Annotated in this window: 15 protein-coding genes; 8 read left to right on the top strand and 7 right to left on the bottom strand. The window is 67.0% G+C overall.

Translation table 11 applies throughout. The features are described 5' to 3' along the window. Positions 1–61: 61 nt before the first annotated feature. Positions 62–2,062, top strand: coding sequence for an AMP-dependent synthetase/ligase (locus BN984_RS00860; protein ID WP_049967423.1), 2,001 nt, complete (start codon positions 62–64; stop codon positions 2,060–2,062). 129 nt (positions 2,063–2,191) lie between these two features. Beyond that, the gene (locus tag BN984_RS00855; protein WP_049967422.1) at positions 2,192–4,099 is read left to right on the top strand and encodes a cation:proton antiporter domain-containing protein; all 1,908 of its coding nucleotides are present in this window, start codon (positions 2,192–2,194) and stop codon (positions 4,097–4,099) included. Between the two features lie 50 nt (positions 4,100–4,149). On the opposite strand, the gene BN984_RS19575 is transcribed toward BN984_RS00855, so the two are convergent. The 6 genes from BN984_RS19575 to nasA all read right to left on the bottom strand — a co-directional run bounded on the left by BN984_RS19575 (position 4,150) and on the right by nasA (position 10,779). After that, positions 4,150–4,320: a hypothetical protein gene (locus BN984_RS19575; protein WP_004976349.1), complete on the bottom strand. Its 171-nt coding sequence runs from the start codon at positions 4,318–4,320 to the stop codon at positions 4,150–4,152. 160 nt (positions 4,321–4,480) lie between these two features. Continuing rightward, positions 4,481–5,614, bottom strand: coding sequence for a thiolase family protein (locus BN984_RS00850; RefSeq protein WP_008096471.1), 1,134 nt, complete (start codon positions 5,612–5,614; stop codon positions 4,481–4,483). A gap of 130 nt (positions 5,615–5,744) precedes the next feature. Continuing rightward, positions 5,745–5,924, bottom strand: a complete 180-nt coding sequence (locus BN984_RS00845; protein WP_008096472.1) for a hypothetical protein — start codon at positions 5,922–5,924, stop codon at positions 5,745–5,747. 2 nt (positions 5,925–5,926) lie between these two features. After that, entirely contained in the window at positions 5,927–7,681 is a 1,755-nt protein-coding gene (locus tag BN984_RS00840) for a nitrite/sulfite reductase (protein WP_049967421.1), read from the bottom strand. A 265-nt stretch (positions 7,682–7,946) separates the two neighbouring features. Beyond that, positions 7,947–8,579, bottom strand: a complete 633-nt coding sequence (locus BN984_RS00835) for a molybdenum cofactor guanylyltransferase (RefSeq protein WP_008096476.1) — start codon at positions 8,577–8,579, stop codon at positions 7,947–7,949. A 58-nt stretch (positions 8,580–8,637) separates the two neighbouring features. Next, positions 8,638–10,779: an assimilatory nitrate reductase NasA gene (gene nasA, locus BN984_RS00830; protein ID WP_181950670.1), complete on the bottom strand. Its 2,142-nt coding sequence runs from the start codon at positions 10,777–10,779 to the stop codon at positions 8,638–8,640. Between the two features lie 321 nt (positions 10,780–11,100). On the opposite strand from nasA, the gene BN984_RS00825 reads away from it, so the two are divergent. The 5 genes from BN984_RS00825 to BN984_RS00805 all read left to right on the top strand — a co-directional run bounded on the left by BN984_RS00825 (position 11,101) and on the right by BN984_RS00805 (position 14,530). Further along, the gene (locus BN984_RS00825) at positions 11,101–12,528 is read left to right on the top strand and encodes an ATP-binding protein (protein ID WP_008096479.1); all 1,428 of its coding nucleotides are present in this window, start codon (positions 11,101–11,103) and stop codon (positions 12,526–12,528) included. A 50-nt stretch (positions 12,529–12,578) separates the two neighbouring features. Beyond that, positions 12,579–13,190, top strand: coding sequence for a hypothetical protein (locus BN984_RS19890; protein WP_233514252.1), 612 nt, complete (start codon positions 12,579–12,581; stop codon positions 13,188–13,190). Positions 13,191–13,240: 50 nt separating this feature from the next. Then, a complete protein-coding gene (locus BN984_RS00815; RefSeq protein WP_049967418.1) occupies positions 13,241–14,065 on the top strand; it encodes an MBL fold metallo-hydrolase in 825 nt (274 codons plus the stop codon). After that, on the top strand, positions 14,062–14,274 hold the full coding sequence (locus BN984_RS00810; protein WP_049967417.1) for a hypothetical protein: 213 nt from the start codon (positions 14,062–14,064) through the stop codon (positions 14,272–14,274). The genes BN984_RS00815 and BN984_RS00810 overlap by 4 nt, the downstream gene beginning before the upstream one ends. Positions 14,275–14,347: 73 nt before the next feature. Beyond that, positions 14,348–14,530 carry a hypothetical protein gene (locus BN984_RS00805; RefSeq protein ID WP_244877435.1) on the top strand — a complete coding sequence of 61 codons (183 nt, stop codon included), beginning with the start codon at positions 14,348–14,350 and terminating at the stop codon, positions 14,528–14,530. Positions 14,531–14,554: 24 nt separating this feature from the next. On the opposite strand, the gene BN984_RS00800 is transcribed toward BN984_RS00805, so the two are convergent. Beyond that, positions 14,555–15,538, bottom strand: a complete 984-nt coding sequence (locus tag BN984_RS00800; protein WP_181950669.1) for a DUF5787 family protein — start codon at positions 15,536–15,538, stop codon at positions 14,555–14,557. 126 nt (positions 15,539–15,664) lie between these two features. On the opposite strand from BN984_RS00800, the gene BN984_RS00795 reads away from it, so the two are divergent. Continuing rightward, positions 15,665–16,474 carry a DUF6517 family protein gene (locus BN984_RS00795; protein WP_008096487.1) on the top strand — a complete coding sequence of 270 codons (810 nt, stop codon included), beginning with the start codon at positions 15,665–15,667 and terminating at the stop codon, positions 16,472–16,474. Positions 16,475–16,665: the final 191 nt, after the last annotated feature.

Below are 16,665 nucleotides of genomic sequence, written 5' to 3'. Positions count from 1 at the left end.
CGCGGGGTTTCAACAGACCGAACGTACATAGTTTTAAATGTTGAATCATTACTAACAGAGCATGGACTGGCGGGACGCGGAGGCGGCGTTCGACGACCCTGTCATCGAGCGGACGACCCTCCCACGGATGTTCGAATCGAGCGCGTCGCGGAACGCCACGCGAGTCGCACAGCGGTACAAAGGCGACGTCTACCGCCGGTCGCTGGTCGCCGAGGGCGTCGTTCCGGCGGCCCCCGACGGCGACTACGCCGACCTGACCTACGAGGAGATGCGGGGCATCGTCCGTCGCCTCGCGGCCGGGTTCCGCGACCTCGGCATCGAGACCGGCGACCGGGTCGGTATCCTCTCGCACACGCGAATGGAGTGGGCCCAGACCGACTTCGCCGTCCTCGGCGCGGGCGGCGTCGTCACCACGGTGTACACCTCGTCGTCCGAGCGACAGGTGCAGTACTTGCTTTCCGACCCCGGCGCGAACGCCGTCGTGGTCGAGAACGAAGAGCTGTTAGAGCGCGTGCTCGCCGTCGAGGACGAACTCGACCTGCGCTTCATCGTCGTCGTGGACGAGTACGAGGGCCACGACGACCGCGACGACGTGCTGACGCTCGGCGAACTCTACCGCCGCGGCGAGGAAGTGTACGACGAGGCGGCCTACGAGTCGTGGCTGGACGAGCGCGAGCCCGAGGACCTCGCCAGCCTCATCTACACCTCGGGGACGACGGGCCAGCCGAAGGGCGTCCAACTCACCCACTGGAACTTCCGGTCGAACGTCAACGAGAGCTATCGACGCTTCGGCCCGCGCCCGGACAAAGGCGACACGCCGGTCATCGGCCCCGACTCGGTGGCGCTGTCGTTCCTGCCGCTCGCGCACGTCTTCGAGCGCATGGCCGGCCACTTCATGATGTTCGCGGCGGGCGCGGCCGTCGCCTACGCCGAAAGCCCCGACACGCTCCGCGAGGACTTCCAGCTCGTCCGGCCGACGACCGGGACGAGCGTCCCCCGCGTGTACGAGAAGCTCTACGACGCGATTCGGGCGCAGGCCAGCGAGTCGCCCGCGAAAAAGCGCATCTTCGAGTGGGCCGTCGGCGTCGGGCAGGCGTACCACACGACCGACGCGCCGGGCTACCTGCTCACCGCGAAACACCGCCTCGCCGACCGGCTCGTGTTCGGACAGGTGCGCGAGGCGCTCGGCGACAACCTCGACTTCTTCATCAGCGGCGGCGGGAGCCTCTCGGCGGAGCTGTGCGCGCTCTACCACGCGATGGGCCTGCCGATTTACGAGGGCTACGGCCTCACCGAAACGTCGCCGGTCATCTCGGTCAACCCCCCCGAGGAGCCGAAAATCGGAACCATCGGCTACCCGCTTCGGAACGTCGAGACGAAACTCGACACGACCGTCGTCGGCGACCAACTCGGCGACGCCGGCGGCGAGGTCGGCGAACTGCTCGTCCGCGGGCCGAACGTCACCGCGGGCTACTGGAACAACCCCGAAGAGACCGAGGCGGCGTTCGTCGAGGACGACGAGGGCGAGCGCTGGTTCCGCACCGGCGACGTGGTCGAACTCCGACCCGACGGCTACATCGCCTTCCGCGAGCGCGCCAAGCAGATTCTCGTCCTCTCGACGGGGAAGAACGTCGCGCCCGGCCCCATCGAGGACGCGTTCGCCTCCTCGCCGGTGGTCGAACAGTGCATGGTCCTCGGCGACGGCCGCAAGTTCGTCTCGGCGCTCATCGTCCCGAGCTTCGACGGTCTGCGGAAGTGGGCCGACGAGGAGGGCATCGACCTCCCCGACGAGCCGAAAGCCATCTGCCGCGACGACCGGGTGTACGAGCGTATCGAGGCTGAGGTGGAGGCGGCCAACGAGAACTTCGAGTCCTACGAGCGAATCAAGCAGTTCCGCGTCGTGCCCGAGGAGTTCACCGAGGGCAACGACCTGATGACGCCGACGATGAAAAAGAAGCGCCGGAACATCCTCGATCGCTACGCCGACGAGGTGTCCCTCATCTACGACGAGGACCGCCGGAGCGAAGAGCGGCGGGGTGGCGGGCGGGCCGCGACCCAGTGAAATCGGACAGCTGAACCGTCCCCAGTCGCCTTTTCGCCGAACGTATCCCCAACTCCGCGGAGATACCGCCCGAGATGTGTGGACTTATCTTCCGTCGTCACATGGACCGAATCAATGGAGGCGATATAAGTGGCCGCAGCAGGAGGGGCCAACCTCATCCCGCTCGTCGCCGCGATAATCGGCATCGGCGTGGTCTCGCAGGTGCTTTCGGACCGGTTTCAGGTCCCCAGCGTCGTGTTCCTCATCGCGTCGGGTATCCTGCTCGGTCCGGAGGTCCTCGGCGTCATCTCTCCCGACTCGTTCGGGAACGCACTACAGGCCATCGTCGGTCTCTCGGTCGCTATCATCGTGTTCGAAGGCGCGTTCCACCTTCGAATCGACAAGCTACGGGAAGCGCCCGCCGCGACGTTCCGACTCGTCACCGTCGGGGCGATAATCTCGTTCGTCGCGACGGGCGTCGTCGTCCGCTACGCGCTCGGCGCGCCGTGGGCGGTGTCGTTCCTCGTCGGCGCGCTCCTCGTCGCGACCGGGCCGACGGTCATCGCGCCGATTCTCGAAGTCGTCCCGGTCCGCGACCGGGTCGGCGCGGCGCTCGACACGGAAGGCATCGTCAACGACGTGACGGCGGCCATCGTCGCCGTCGTCATCTTCGAGGCAATCCTCGAAGGCGTCAGTAGTCCCGACGCTCTCGTGACGCTGTTCGCCGAGCGACTCGGCGTCGGCGTCGTCGTGGGCGCAATCGTCGCCGGGTCGCTGTACTACGCGCTTCGGTACGTCGACCTCTCGCCGGGTAACGCGCCGCAGAACGCGCGTCTGCTCGTCCTCGCCGGCGCGCTCGTGTCCTACGCGGCCGCCGACTACGTCGCCACGGAGGCCGGCATCGCGGCGGTGGCGACCGCCGGCATCCTCCTCGGCAACGCGGACGTGCCGTACGAAGAGGAGATTTCGGCGTTCAAAGGCGACATCACGCTGCTCGTGCTGTCGTTCGTCTTCATCGCCCTCGCGGCGCTGTTGGACTTCCAGAACCTCCTGAACCTCGGCGTCGGCGGCCTCGCCGTCGTCGCCGCCGTCGCGCTCGTGATTCGACCGCTGTTGGTCTTCATCTCGGCGCGCGGCGACCGGTTCACGAGAGAAGAGAAGCTCTTCATGAGCTTCGTCGGCCCGCGCGGCATCATCCCCGCGTCCGTGGCCTCGCTGTTCGCCATCGCCCTCCAGGAGGAGGCGACGCGGCTCGCGGCCGAAGGAATGGCCCAGCAGGCCGCCGCGCTGAACCAGAGCGCCTCGGTTCTCGTCGGCACGGTCTTTCTCGTCATCTTGACGACCGTCGTCTTCGAGGCCGGCCTCGCTCGTCAGATCGCAGAATACCTCGACGTCATCCCAATGCGTGTACTCATCATCGGAGGCGGGAAAGTGGGCCGTGCGCTCGCCGAACGCCTCGCAGACCGCGGAGAGAACGTGGTCCTCATCGAAGAGGACCAAGAAGTAGTCCAGACGGCCCGGAACATGGGCTTTACCGTCCATCACGGCGACGGAGCCGACACGAGCGTCTTACGCTCCGCGGGGGCCGCGAACGCAAAGTTCGTGGTCGCCGCCACCGGCGACGACGACGTGAACCTGCTCGTCGCGCAGTTGGCGAACTCGAAGTTCGAACCCGAGAGCGTCCTCGCGCGGGCGAACAACCCCGACAACGTCGAGGCGTTCGAAGAACTCGGCGTCCGGACCATCTCGTCGACCATCGCCACGGCGCAGGCGCTCGACAACTACATCGAGCGCCCGTCGATGTCGAACTGGATGGGCGAGATCGGCCGCTCCGGCGACGTTCAGGAGGTCGAAGTCACCGCCGAGAAGCTCATCGGCCGGACCATCCGCGAGGTCGGACCCGAACTGCCCGACGGCTGTCTCGTCACGCTCGTCTCGCGGAACGGCGACACGACGGTCCCCAACGCGGAGTTCACGCTCCAGGAGGGCGACCGCATCACCATCATCGGCGAGCGCGAGGCCGTCCGGGACGCAGAAGAGTTAGTCAACCCCGAGTAGCGGCTCTCGACGCCCGCGACCCGTTCGATTTTCACGCCGTCTCCGACCGGTCAGCGCCGCGCCCAGCGGACGAACACCGCCCAGTAGCCGACGGTGAGCGCGACGAGGACGTACCAGACGGGCGCGCCGAGGTCGGGCCTCGGAACGAACCCCGCGGAGGCGGCCCCCGCGGCCGCCAGCGCCGCGAATGCCCCCGACAGTACGGTCGTCGTGAGATTCATCACCGCGTTATTCTCGACTTCCGGAGTATGAACGTGACGAAAGGCGCATGTACGTTCGTGAGCGTTAGCGGGGCCGAGACCTGCGAGAGACGAACGACGCGTCGTGCGTCGGTTTCCCTCGATTCACCCCTCAAAAACAGTCCAAAAAACGCGGTGCCGACTACCGACTGAACTCGATTGCCGCACCTTGGCCGAAGCCGACACAGAGCGACGCGAGGCCGCGGTCCACGTCGCGCTTCTGCATCTCGTGAATGAGCGTCACCGGCAGGCGCGCGCCGGAGGCTCCGAGTGGGTGACCGAGGGCGATTGCGCCGCCGTTGACGTTGAGTTTGTCCGCGTCGATACCGAGTTCGCGGCGGGAGTACTCACACTGGCTGGCGAACGCCTCGTTGATCTCGACGAGGCCGTAGTCGTCGATGTCGGTGCCGGCGCGGTCGAGGAGGCCGCGGGTGGCCGGGACCGGGCCGATGCCCATGACCGTCGGGTCGACGCCCGCGACGTTGTTCGTGCCGACCGAGGCGAGCACGTCGAGGCCGTGTTCGTCGGCGAACTCGCGGCTGGTGACGAGGACCGCGGCCGCGCCGTCGGTTATCTGCGAGGAGTTGCCGGCGGTGACGGAGCCGTCGCCCGAGAAGGCGGGGTCGAGGCCGCCGAGAATCTCCATCGAGGTGTCGCGGCGAATGCCCTCGTCCTCGGTGACGACGCCGTCGGCCGTCTCGACCGGGACGATTTCGTCGTCGAAGCGGCCCGAGTCGGTGGCCTCGGCGGCGCGCTGGTGGCTCCGGAACGCGAACTCGTCTTGGGCCTCGCGGGAGACCTCGTGCTCGTTTGCGACCTTCTCGGCGGTCATCCCCATCTGCAACTGGAAGATGTTGTACTGCTCGCTCAGCTCGGGGTGGAGGTGCTGGTAGGAGTCACCGTCCATCGGCACGCGGGACATGCTCTCGACCCCGCCGGCGACGATACACTCGCGGTTGCCGGCGGCGATGGCGTCGGACGCGGAGATGATGGCCTGCATGGAGGAGGCGCACCAGCGGTTGATGCTCGTCGCGGGCGTCCCCTCGCCGAGCTCCGACAGGAGCGCGATGACGCGGGCGACGTTGTTGTCCTGTTCGGTGCGCTGTTGGGCGACGCCCCACATCAGGTCCTCCACGTCGTCGGGGTCGACGTCGTGTTCGTCGAGGATGTGGTCGATGAGCGTGACCGAGAGGTCCTCGCTTCGAACGTCTTCGAACACGCCGCCCGCCTTGCCGAACGGCGTGCGGTACGCGGCCGCGATGACTGGCTCTGGCATGGCACACCATCGGGGTTCGAACACCATAAATAGTTTAGAACTCACTATTTGTCGTAACGAGTTGTTTATCGGGTCGAAAAACGCCGAGAAAACGGTGAAAGTGGAGACGACGGCACCGAGTCTCGGAGCGTCAGGAACGAGTGGCGGAGTCGCTGTCCGGCCGACCGGGGATTCCGCCGGTACCCGCGTCGGCGACTGTTGGCTCCGCCGGGAAGAGCTCCGGCGCGACGTCCGCCGAGGCGTGCTCGAAGCCCGCGTCGTCGGCGCTGGGGGCGTCCGCCGGGTCGTCGGATGCGATGCGTTCGGTCATACTCAGTCGCTCGTGACCGGCTGTTCGGCCTTCGCTTCCTCTTCGGCGAACGGGTACCACGACTGCTTGGCGTCGTGCATGTACGGCGCTTCGAAGTCCGTCTCCTCGGGGACGCAGTACTCGGTGACTGCCTCGGTCCCCTCGGCTTCGACCCACTCGCGGAACGTCTGTCCGGGCTCGCGGCGCTCCGCGAACGCCTCCACGAGCGACGCGATGGCCCCCGGCACCTCGTCGGCCGGGATGCGCTGTCGAACCCACTCGACGAACGACGGCTCCTCGCCGATGCCGCCGCCGACGCCGATGTCCATGGCCTCGACCATCTCGCCGTCCTTCTGGGCGCGCATGCCGAACAGGCCGATATCGGCCGTGTTCGCCTGCCCGCAGTCGGCGGTACAGCCGGAGTAGTGAACCTTCAGTTGGCTCACGTCGTCGGGCACGTCCACGTTGTCGCGGAGCCACCGGAGCATCCGGGCGGTCCGGGCTTTCGTCTCCGTGAGCGCGAGCGAGCAGAACTCCGTGCCGGTGCAGGCGACCGTGCCGCGCTGGAACGGGTTCGGGACGGGCGTGTGCTTGCCGAGGAGTGGCTCGGCGAGCAGGTCGTCGAGCTTCTCCTCCGGCACGTCCATCAGAAGCGGGTTCTGCCGGCGGGTGAGCCGGACCTCGCCGGAGCCGTACTCGTCGGCGATGTCGGCCAGTTCGATGGCGTCGGACGCGGTGAGCCGGCCGACTGCGACGCTGAGGCCGACGTAGTAGTCGCCGTTGGCCTGCTCGTGGACGCCGACGTGGTCGTGTTTCCCCGCGGACTCCGAGCGGCCCGCGTTGTAGGTGTACTCGCCGCGGATGTTCTCGCCCGCAGACCGGAGTTCGAAGTCGACGTACTCCTCCTGAAGCAGGTCGCGAATCTTCTCCGTGCCCCACTCGTCCACGAAGAAGCGACTGCGGGCGCGGGCTCGAACGTCGCGGTTACCGTGTTCGTGGTAGAGTTCGACGAAGCCGCGGACGACCTCGTAGGCGTGTTCTTCGTCGGCGACGAAGATGTCGAGGTCGCGGGCGACGCGCGGCTTTCGGGAGCCGAGGCCGCCGCCGACGCGGACGTTGAAGCCGGTGACGGTTTCGCCGTCGAGTTCCTTCTTCGCGGGTTCGAGCCCCACGTCGTTTATCGAGTCCTGCGCGCAGCCCTCCCGGCAGCCGGTGACGCTGATGTTGAACTTCCGCGGCATGTTCGATAGGGCGTCGTTCCCGCGGAGGTCCTCTTGGAAGCGGTCGAGAAGCGGCTGGGACTCGACGAGTTCGTGTTTGTCGCGGCCGGCGACCGGACAGCCGGTGATGTTCCGCATCGTGTCGCCGCCGGCGGACCGCGAGGAGACGCCCGCCGCTTCGAGCTTCTCCCAGACCTCGGGGATGTCCTCGAGTTCGAGCCAGTGGAGCTGAATCGACTGGCGCGTCGTCAGGTCCAACCAGGCGTCGCCGAACTCGGGGTTCTCGACCGGCCCGGATGCGTAGTCGCGCGCGACCTCCCCGATGGCCCGGAGCTGCCCCGGTTCGAGGACGCCGTTGGCGTTCGTCAGCCGCATCATGAAGTACGAGTCCTGACCCGTCCGCTGCTGGAAGACGCCCCAGAACTTGAAGCGCGTGAACCACTTGTCGCGCTCGTCTTCGGGGATGGCGTCGACGCCTTGCTCGGCGAACTCCTCGATCTTCTCGCGGACCGCGTCGCCGTAGAGCTCCGACTTCCACGCTTCCTTTTTACTCGCCATTTCCGACCACCAGTGGGCAATTATCCACTATTCCTGTGCGTTTGTTTGCGAACTTGGTCATGTTTCGTGATAACACGACTCGACAGAGGTTGATAAGAGTATTCGTTGAGAATATTTAGAAATAGACCCTCATAGACAGATTCGTCCAGTCTATAACCGAATATTCCGAATATAAGGTCATAATCTGCGCAGATAATCGGTTGATTATTGGATAATCTAAACAGACCGTAATGGACGATAATGTGGTATGTGACTCGAACGCGGTTCACCGACGAGCGGTGAGCGCGCGCAAGTCGTCGAAGGAGTTCACGTTGTGAAACGCGTGCGTTCCGGCGTGAGCCTCCACTTCGCGGTCGTCGAGGACGGTGACGTCGAGCGCGGACATCACGGCCTGTAGGCGGTCGTCACCGGCTCGGATGGTGTCGGTGCAGGCGACCACGCCGGCGCGGCAGTGGATGACCGCGGGGAGCGGTTGGGTCGTCTCCGAGACCCGCGGGACGACGCCCGCGCCGCCCTGGAGGCGGCCGAAGAGATGCGAGATGAACCCGCTCGGGACGAGCGGCATGTCGCACGGGAGGACCGCCGCGTACTCGGCGCTCGTCGCACGCAGCGCGGTTCGCAGGCCGAAGACCGGCCCCCGGTCGGGATGGGCGTCCTCCGCGAACCGGACGTCGAAGTCCAAGAGCGCGCCGGCGAGCGCGTCCCGCTGTTCGGCGCGGCAGTTGACGACGAGCTCGTCGACAACGGGGTCGAGCGAGGCGGCGACCCGATGAATCATGGGCTGGCCGCCGACGGTGGCTGTCGCCTTGTCGATGCCGCCGAATCGAGTCGACCGACCGCCGGCGAGAATGATGCCCGCACGGCCGGTGTCGAGGTGTGGGTGCGACTCGTCGGCCATTCTCAGGCGGCGGCGCGTTCGAGTTCGCGGGGCCGTCCGCCGGCGGCGACGAGCGCCATCAGTCGCTCACCTCGGCCGCGAGGAGGTCGGTGGACGCGGTCGTCTCGGGGTGTTCGAGGCGGACGGCGCACTGCTTGAAGTTCGGTTCGTTCGACTGCGGGTCGACCGCAGGGCTGGTGAGTCGGTTAGTCATCGGGTGGTGGATAGAGAGCCAGACGAGTCCCGGCGGGACGGCGTCGTCGGGGTCGAGCGTCGCCGGGACCGACGCCCGACGGGAGACGACGGTGGTTCGGCGGTCGCCCTCGGGGTCGGCGACCGCGTCGCGGTGCGCGTCGATTGTGTCGGGGTGCGCGCGGGCGACCGGCTCGTCCGGCGTGTCGCTGCGCGTGCGGACCCCGGTGTTGTACCCGTCGGCCTCGCGGCCGGTCGTAAGCGTCAGCGGGTACGACTCGTCGGCGGGTTCGGGGAGCGACGACCCCGAGAGCGCGCTGAACTGCGCTTTGCCTGACGGCGTCGGGAACGACCACGTCGGGTCGTCCGCCTCCCCGTCGGCGTCGTCGTAGTAGCGGTAGCCGCCCTCGCTCGTCGGGTCCGGCGCGGGCCAGCGAACGGCGCGCTCGCCGTCGAGTCGCGTGTACGAGAGCCCCGAGCAGTCGGCGTCGGTACCCGCGGTGAGGGCGGCGAACTCGTCGAACACGTCGCTCGGCGAGACCGACGGTCTCGGGAGCAGTCCGGGCGAGACGCGGGCGGCCACGTCGGCGATGATGTCGAGGTCCTGCCTGACGCCCGGCGGCGTCTCGGTGGCCGGGCGGACCCGCGAGACCGTCCGCTCCATGTTCATCGTGGTCCCCTCGGACTCGCCCCACGTCGCCGCGGGGAGCACCACGTCGGCGAGTTCGACGGTCTCGGACCGGAAGGCGTCCTGCACGACGAGGAAGGAGTCTTCGAGGACCTCGCGGGCGGCCGTCGCGTCCGGGAACCCGGCGAGCGGGTTGGTGGCGACGGTCCAGACGACCGACGGCGACGACTCGAACATGCCGACCGGACCGGGTCCGTTGTCGTCCGGGAGGCGGGAGACGGGCACGCCCCACGCCTCGGCGACGGTCCGGCGGTGGTCCGGGTGTTCGAACGGTCGGTGGCCGGGCCACGTCCCCTTCGAGGAGACGACGCGAGTGCCCATCGAGTTCGCCTGTCCGGTGAGAGAAAAGGGGCCGGAGCCGGGGCCGAGGTTCCCGGAGGCGAGACAGAGGTTCACGAGCGCGCCGGCGGTCGCGGTGCCGCGGACGCTCTGGTTGACGCCCATGCCCCAGTAGACGAGCGTGGGGGCGTCGAGGAGCGACGCCAGTTTCTCGACTTCGTCGAGCGAGACGCCGGCCTCGGACGCCGCCTCTTCGACCGGGGAGAGTTCGTCGACGACGCGGTCGAATCCCTCCGTGTACCCCTCGACGAACGCGTCGTCCACGCGGTCGGTCTCGACGAGGTGGCCGAGGACCGCCTGCGCCAGCGCGAGGTCGCCGCCGGGGTCGATGGCGACGTGGTCGTCGGCGACCGCCGCGGTCTTCGTCTCGACGGGGTCGACCACGACGAGGTCGCCGTCGTCGGCCGACTGCCGAATCCACCGGAACATCACCGGGTGGGCGACCGCCGGGTTCGCCCCCCAGACGAGGTGCGTCTCGGCCTCGGGGATGTCGTCGTAGGTCGGCGGCGGCGCGTCGCTCCCGAAGGCGCGGTAGTAGGCCTTGACCGCGCTCGCCATGCAGAGCGTCGTGTTCGCGTCGTAGTTTCGGGTGCCGATACCGCCGCGGGCGAGCTTCCCGAGGGCGTAGGCGGCCTCGTTCGTCTGTTGGCCGCTGCCGAGGACGGCGACCTCGTCGGGGTCGTCGGCCATCGCGTCGGTGATGGCGTCGCCGACGCGCGCGAGCGCGTCAGACCACGAGGTCTGCCGGAGCTCCCCGTTCTCCCTGACGAGCGGTCGCGTGAGCCACGACCCGTCGGGGTCGGCCGATTCGCGGATGCCGCGACCGCAGGCCAGCCCGTTGTTCACTGGGTGTGAAGGGTCCCCCCGAACCGCGTCCAGCCCGTACGAGGTGTCGGAGCCGAGGTGGACGTGTCCACAGCCCACGGCACAGCGCATGCAGGTCGTCGGGACTTGTTTCGCCACGCGGTTCACCACCGGCTGTTCGTCGAGAATGTACCGCATTTGGGCGGGCATCTCGGTCCATTCGTGAATATCATTTCACTATCTTGGCTCACAGTGGCGGAAGATAACCATAAAACCCTAATCGTTTAAGAAAGGTTATTTTACCCGGTTATTCTGAAGAAAGAGACAATATACAAGCATGTAAAAGGAATATAATCGCGTAATCAATCCATTTTCGGATATGTTTTTGAATTGTTTTTCTGAAATTAACGTTGTACGGTGGAGTCGCGCCGAGTTCCTTGTCATCGGGGAAGTTCGGTCGCGCGCACCAGCGGCGGCGCTCCGACGCTCTTATGCGTCTCCCCGGGCAATTTCTGGGGGATGAGTGAACGGGCGCTCGAGGTTGTCGAGTTTCTGCTGACGGCCCACCTCTACACCGACGACCGAACGCTTGACGAAAACGACCTTCCCCCGCGGTATCGACGCGTCTTTTGGGCGGACGCCGAGGACGACGGCGACGAGGACGACTCGTCGATGGGCGGCATCGAGCGACCGCTCGTCGTGACCGAGTCCATCGCGCGGAAGGCGACCGGCGTGGAACACCCCTGGGACGCGATTTCCGACCTCATGTTCACCCAGCGCGAGGACTTCTCCGGCCGCCTCTCTCTGACGCAGCCCGAGATGGCGCTGGAGTGGTTCGTCAAACGAGCCGACTACGACCGGCTCGTGACGAATCCGACGGTCGCGAAGTCGGTCGAGGACCGGGACGACGTGGACGTGACCCACGCGGACGCCAGAGAACAGACCCGGCCGATTCACGCCGACCGCGTGTGGATAGACAGCCTGCTGGACGAGTACTTCGACGACGAGGACGACGCCGAGATGCTCGACCTCGTGCAGGTCCGCGCGCCCGAGGAAATCGAGATGACCCTCGAGGACCTCGTGCTCACGACGGACCAGGAAGGCGAGATTCACAAGCTGATGAAGGCCATCGAGCACCGCGAGTACCTCGCGGAAATCGGCCTCCGCGAAATCGGGAAAATCCTCTTCGTCGGCCCGCCGGGGACCGGCAAGACCACCGTCTCGCGGGCGCTCGCCCACGAGCTCGGCCTCCCGTTCGTCGAGGTGAAGCTCTCGATGATTACGAGCCAGTACCTCGGCGAGACGGCCAAGAACGTCGAAAAGACCTTCGAGGTCGCAAAGCGGCTGTCGCCGTGTATCCTCTTTATCGACGAGTTCGACTCGGTGGCGAAGACCCGCCGGTCGGACGAGCACGCGGCGCTCAAGCGCGCGGTCAACACGCTGCTCAAGAGCATCGACGACATCTCGCTGATTCGCGACGAGGTCATCCTCATCGGCGCGACCAACCACCCCGACCAGCTCGACTCGGCGGCGTGGCGGCGCTTCGACGAAATCGTCAACTTCCCCAAGCCGGACCGCGGGATGCGCGCCGACATCCTCCGGGTCATCACGAACCGGATGGACATCGACGAGTTCGACCCCTCGGCCATCGCCGACGTGACGGAGGGCCTCACCGGCTCCGACCTCCGACTCGTCCTCCGCGAGGCCGTCCTCGAAGCCCTCACCGAAGAGCGGATGGAACTCACACAGGACGACCTGCTCGAGGCCGTCGCCGACTTCGAAGAGCGCGACAACCTGAAGAACCTCGACATGATGTCCGACTCGTCGGAACTCGTCGCGGGGTCGGGGTCCGACGACGGTCACGACCACAGCCACGACCACGACCACGACGGCCACGCGGACGAACACGAAGGCGAGACGCAGAAAGACGCCGGCGCGGCGCAGTAACGCCGTCTTTCTGACAAAGCATTTACTAGTGGGCCGCAAACGGCGAGCCGATGCCCTCCAGCAGACGCCGATTCGTTCGGGCGATTGCGGCGGGCGGGGTTCTCACGGCGCTCTCCGGGTGTACATCGGACCTCGACCCGTCCACCGCGACGCCCCTTCCCGAACCTGAGCCGAATCCTGCGCCCGCCGCTGGGGACCCGATTACAATCTCGCGCGACTACCGAGCGTCCTCGAAGTACGACTACTATCCGGATGCTGCGGAGGTTCGACGACGCACCGGCTATCGCAAGCACGTGAACGAGTCGGGAACGACGAAAGAGCCGGTATACGAGCGGGAACCGGCATCATCGTGGGTGACGCGAGTCGGCGGGACCGTCGCGGGAGCCGAGGCGATGGCGACGGCGCGAGAGCGACTCGGCGTCGAGTCGTTAGCTGACATCAGCCGGGGGATTGGATACGACGACGGGGAGGCGAGGCGAGTGATGCTCGGCTACGAGGTGTGGCCGAATCGGAGCGGTGAAACGCGAACGCCGTCCGTCGAATTCGAGGCGCTCGTCTCGGCGGTTCCGCGCACGGTTACTGCGAGCTTCCAGTTCGAAGCGGCGGCGCTCTCGGGGACGTTCCACCCCCTGGTCGAATTTCGGCAGATATACCGGTCCTGACTCGCCGCGGTCGGCCACGTTTATACCTCGCCGCCCCCGTGGTTGAGTCAATGCGCGTGACCCTCCTCGGGACCGGCGACACGACCGGCACGCCCACCGTCGGCTGCGACTGCGAGACCTGCCTCGCGGCCCGCGAGCGAGGCATCGAGCGGACGCGCTTTTCGGTCCACGTCCAAAACGAGCGGACCGGCGAGTCGCTCCTCGTCGACTTCAGCCCGGACTTCCGCCACCAGTTTCTCACGCAGGACGTGCCGCTGCCGGACGAGGCCTTAGTCACCCACATCCACTTCGACCACCTCGACGGCCTCGGGAACGTCTACCGCCTCCTCGACGACCTCGCGGTCCACGCCGCCGACGAGGTCGACCCGGTCACGGGCGAGAGCGTCGCCGACGCGATTCGCTCGAAGTTCTCCTACCTCGACCGAATCTCGGTCGAAGACCAGACGCCGTTCGAGTCGTTCCGCGCTTGCGGCCTCGACGTGACGTTCGTGCCGGTCGTCCACCCGCCGCTGGTCTGCTACGGCGTTGCCATCGAAGACCCCGAGACGGGTGCGAAGCTCTCGCTATCCGGCGATTCTACCTACGCCATCCCCGAGGAGTCCCGCGACGTGCTCCGGAACCCCGACCTGCTTCTCGCCGAGGCCATCGTCCCCGCGTCGGTCTGCGAGTACCACCCCATCGGCGGCGACGACTACGACGAAAACGGGGTCGCGCGGACCTTCGGCACGAAGCACATGACCCGCGAGGGAGCCATCGCGCTCGGCGAGGAACTGAATGCCGACGAGACTCGCTTGGTCCATGTGGCGCACTACTACCCCGCCGACGAGGCGTTCGAAGAGCCGCTGGCGGTCGACGGCGAGGTGTACGACCTGTGAAGCTCCGAACTATCGTCGGAGACAAGGCGTTCAGATATCTCATACTGGCCGGCGTCGTCGCGACCGCAACGAACTTCCTCCTGACGTACGTCGACACGGGCCGCCTCGATTTCTTCGGGGCGGCCGTGCAGTTCGCCCTCATCATCGTCATCGGCGTCGCGCTCGTCACCTACTGGAACTACATGGAGCGGCGGGCCAACGCCGAGTGAGGGCCGGGAGCGAACCGACCGTCCGGCGGTCCGGTGCGGTGCGGTTTTGCGACCGGAGCGCGTCGAGACGGTTGTGACCGATATCCTCGCGGCGCTCCGATACAGCACGCCGCTGGCAGTCGTCGCCGACGTCGTCTGGTTCCTCGTGGCCTCGTGGTCCGGCGAGCCGAACTGGGTCGAAGGTGCGGTGTTCGTCGTCGGTTTCGGCGTCGTCGCCACGCTCGGCTGGCACTACTCCGACGAGCGGAACGAGTAGCGACCCGGCGAGAGACCGGCCGAGTCAGAAGTACCGGTCGAGTCCCGACTGTCTGCGAACCGCGCCGGCCGGGTCGGCGACCCAGCCCGTCCGCGACTCGCGGAGGCCGTCGCGGTCAAGTTCGGGCGGGTCGGCCGCCTCGAACGCCGAGCAGTCGGCACCGCACTCGGAGCCGGGGTCGACCACGCGGTCGAAGTGGGCGCAGACCGGGCGGCCGTCGGCGTCGACGCGGGCGTGGGCGCAGGCGGGGAGGTCGTAGGCGCGCCACCCCTTCCCGTAGGCGCGCTCGGCAAGTCGAAGGCGGGCGGTTCGCTTTTCCGCGGGCGAGACGAGCGCCACGTCGGTGTGTAGCGAGTGGTACTCGACGGGTTCGACGCCGGTCGAACCGGGCGAGAGCGGCTGAGGCTCGCGGACCACCTCCCGGTCGCCGGTGTCGGGGTCGAAGCGCCAGACGCCGACTTCCTCGGGGATGCGGTTGAGGTGCGCGCCGGTGACGTAGCTCTCAGTCGCGAGAATCACCTCGTCGAAGACCGCGAGACTCACGTCGAGGCGGAGCTGTCGGAGCAGGTCGCCGGGACTACCGAGGTCGGGTTTGTTCTCGATGCCGACGAGCCGGGAGAACCAGTCGTCGGGATAGCGGGCGGCGCGGCGGACGTACTCCCTGCTCCGGCGGCGCTCGGACTCGAAGAAGCCGACCTCGACGGCGCGGTCGGTGGCGCGGCGGGCGCGGCCGGGGTGGCAGTCGAAGCCGTCGCGCCAGAAGACGGCGCTTCCGGCCCCCACGTCGCTCTCGATGGCCGCCGCGGGAATCGCGCGGTCGGTGATGCGGGCGCGTTCGTCGAATTCCGGGCCCGGAACGACGGCGCACACGTCGATGATGCGGCTCCCGGGCGAGGCGACCGACGCGCCGAGTTGGCGCGCGGGCAGCCAGTCTGTCGTCTGTTCGAGCTGGGCGCAGAGCGCCAGTTCGAAGGCGAACTCCGAGGGCGACGACACCGGAGCGGGCACGTGGTACGGTCGGGGATGGAGCGGCAAAAAGCTCGCTCTCAGAGCGGTCGACCCGTCGTATCTATGTTCTCGCATTTGATTTTCGGGGAGATACCTATTTGAAACAGAGCGAGGCAGTACTGACCGATGAAGGGGGAAGACAACGCAACCCACAGTATCAGACGGAGAACGTACCTCGGTATCGCGGCCAGCGCGGGGCTCGCCGGTCTCGCCGGCTGTAGTTCCGGAACGACCGCGAGCGCCGCGCGGGCACCGCCGAAGGTTCCGAAGGGGGCGCTCGAAGCCGGCGGCTGGGAGTACATCGGGGGACACTCTCTCGACCCGGCGTTCGAGCGGTCGGTCGGCCCGGCGAGCGTCTCCGCGGCGTTCGAGACGGTCGTGTACGAAGACATGGACCTCTCCGAGACGCTGAAAGAGAAGACGCTCGGGCAGGCCGAGGGGCAGTTCTCGCTGTTCTTCGCGACGCGCGTGACGCTCGACCCGAGCCTGTCGAACCTCCCGGAGACGGTCCGCGGAACGGTCGTCGACTTGGTCGAGAAGCACGCGCGGAAACACTACGAGACGCAGTTATCGGACGTTGGCGTCACGGACATCGAACAGACCGACACGCGGTCGACGACGGTCGATACCGGCGATTCGGCGCGCGTTACCGACTACGGGGCGACGATTTCCTTCGATACGATTACGTTCCCGTTCACGGACGAAAAGGAGTTCACAATCGAAGGACAGGAGTTCGACGTCAGCGGGATGCTGGCCGTCTGGGAGCACGACGGGGCGATTCTCGTCGCGGGTGGCGCACACCCCGGCGAGAACATCGAACTCAGCGTGACCAAGGAGCCGACCGAGGCCATCGAGGTCTCGGTCGACATCGACCTCGGACTCACGCCGGACGCCTACCGAGACGAGCTTCGCTCGCTCGTCAAGGGCGTCGAATAACCGACGGATTCCGGAGCCGATAGCCGTTCGAGGGGTTACTCGAATCGGTCTACGAACCGTCGTGCTGGGGGGCACGACGAACCATTTTCCGAAGCAGCGCCGGGAGCGGGAGACGCCGCTGAATCGCCGCGCGCGGTGTGTGACCGCCCGACGTAGCCACAGCAGCCCCGGTCCGAGAACAGCACCTTTAT

It is taken from the genome of Haloferax prahovense, from assembly GCF_000723845.1.
GTDB lineage: Archaea > Halobacteriota > Halobacteria > Halobacteriales > Haloferacaceae > Haloferax > Haloferax prahovense.
This window is presented reverse-complemented; position numbering and strand designations above follow the sequence as displayed.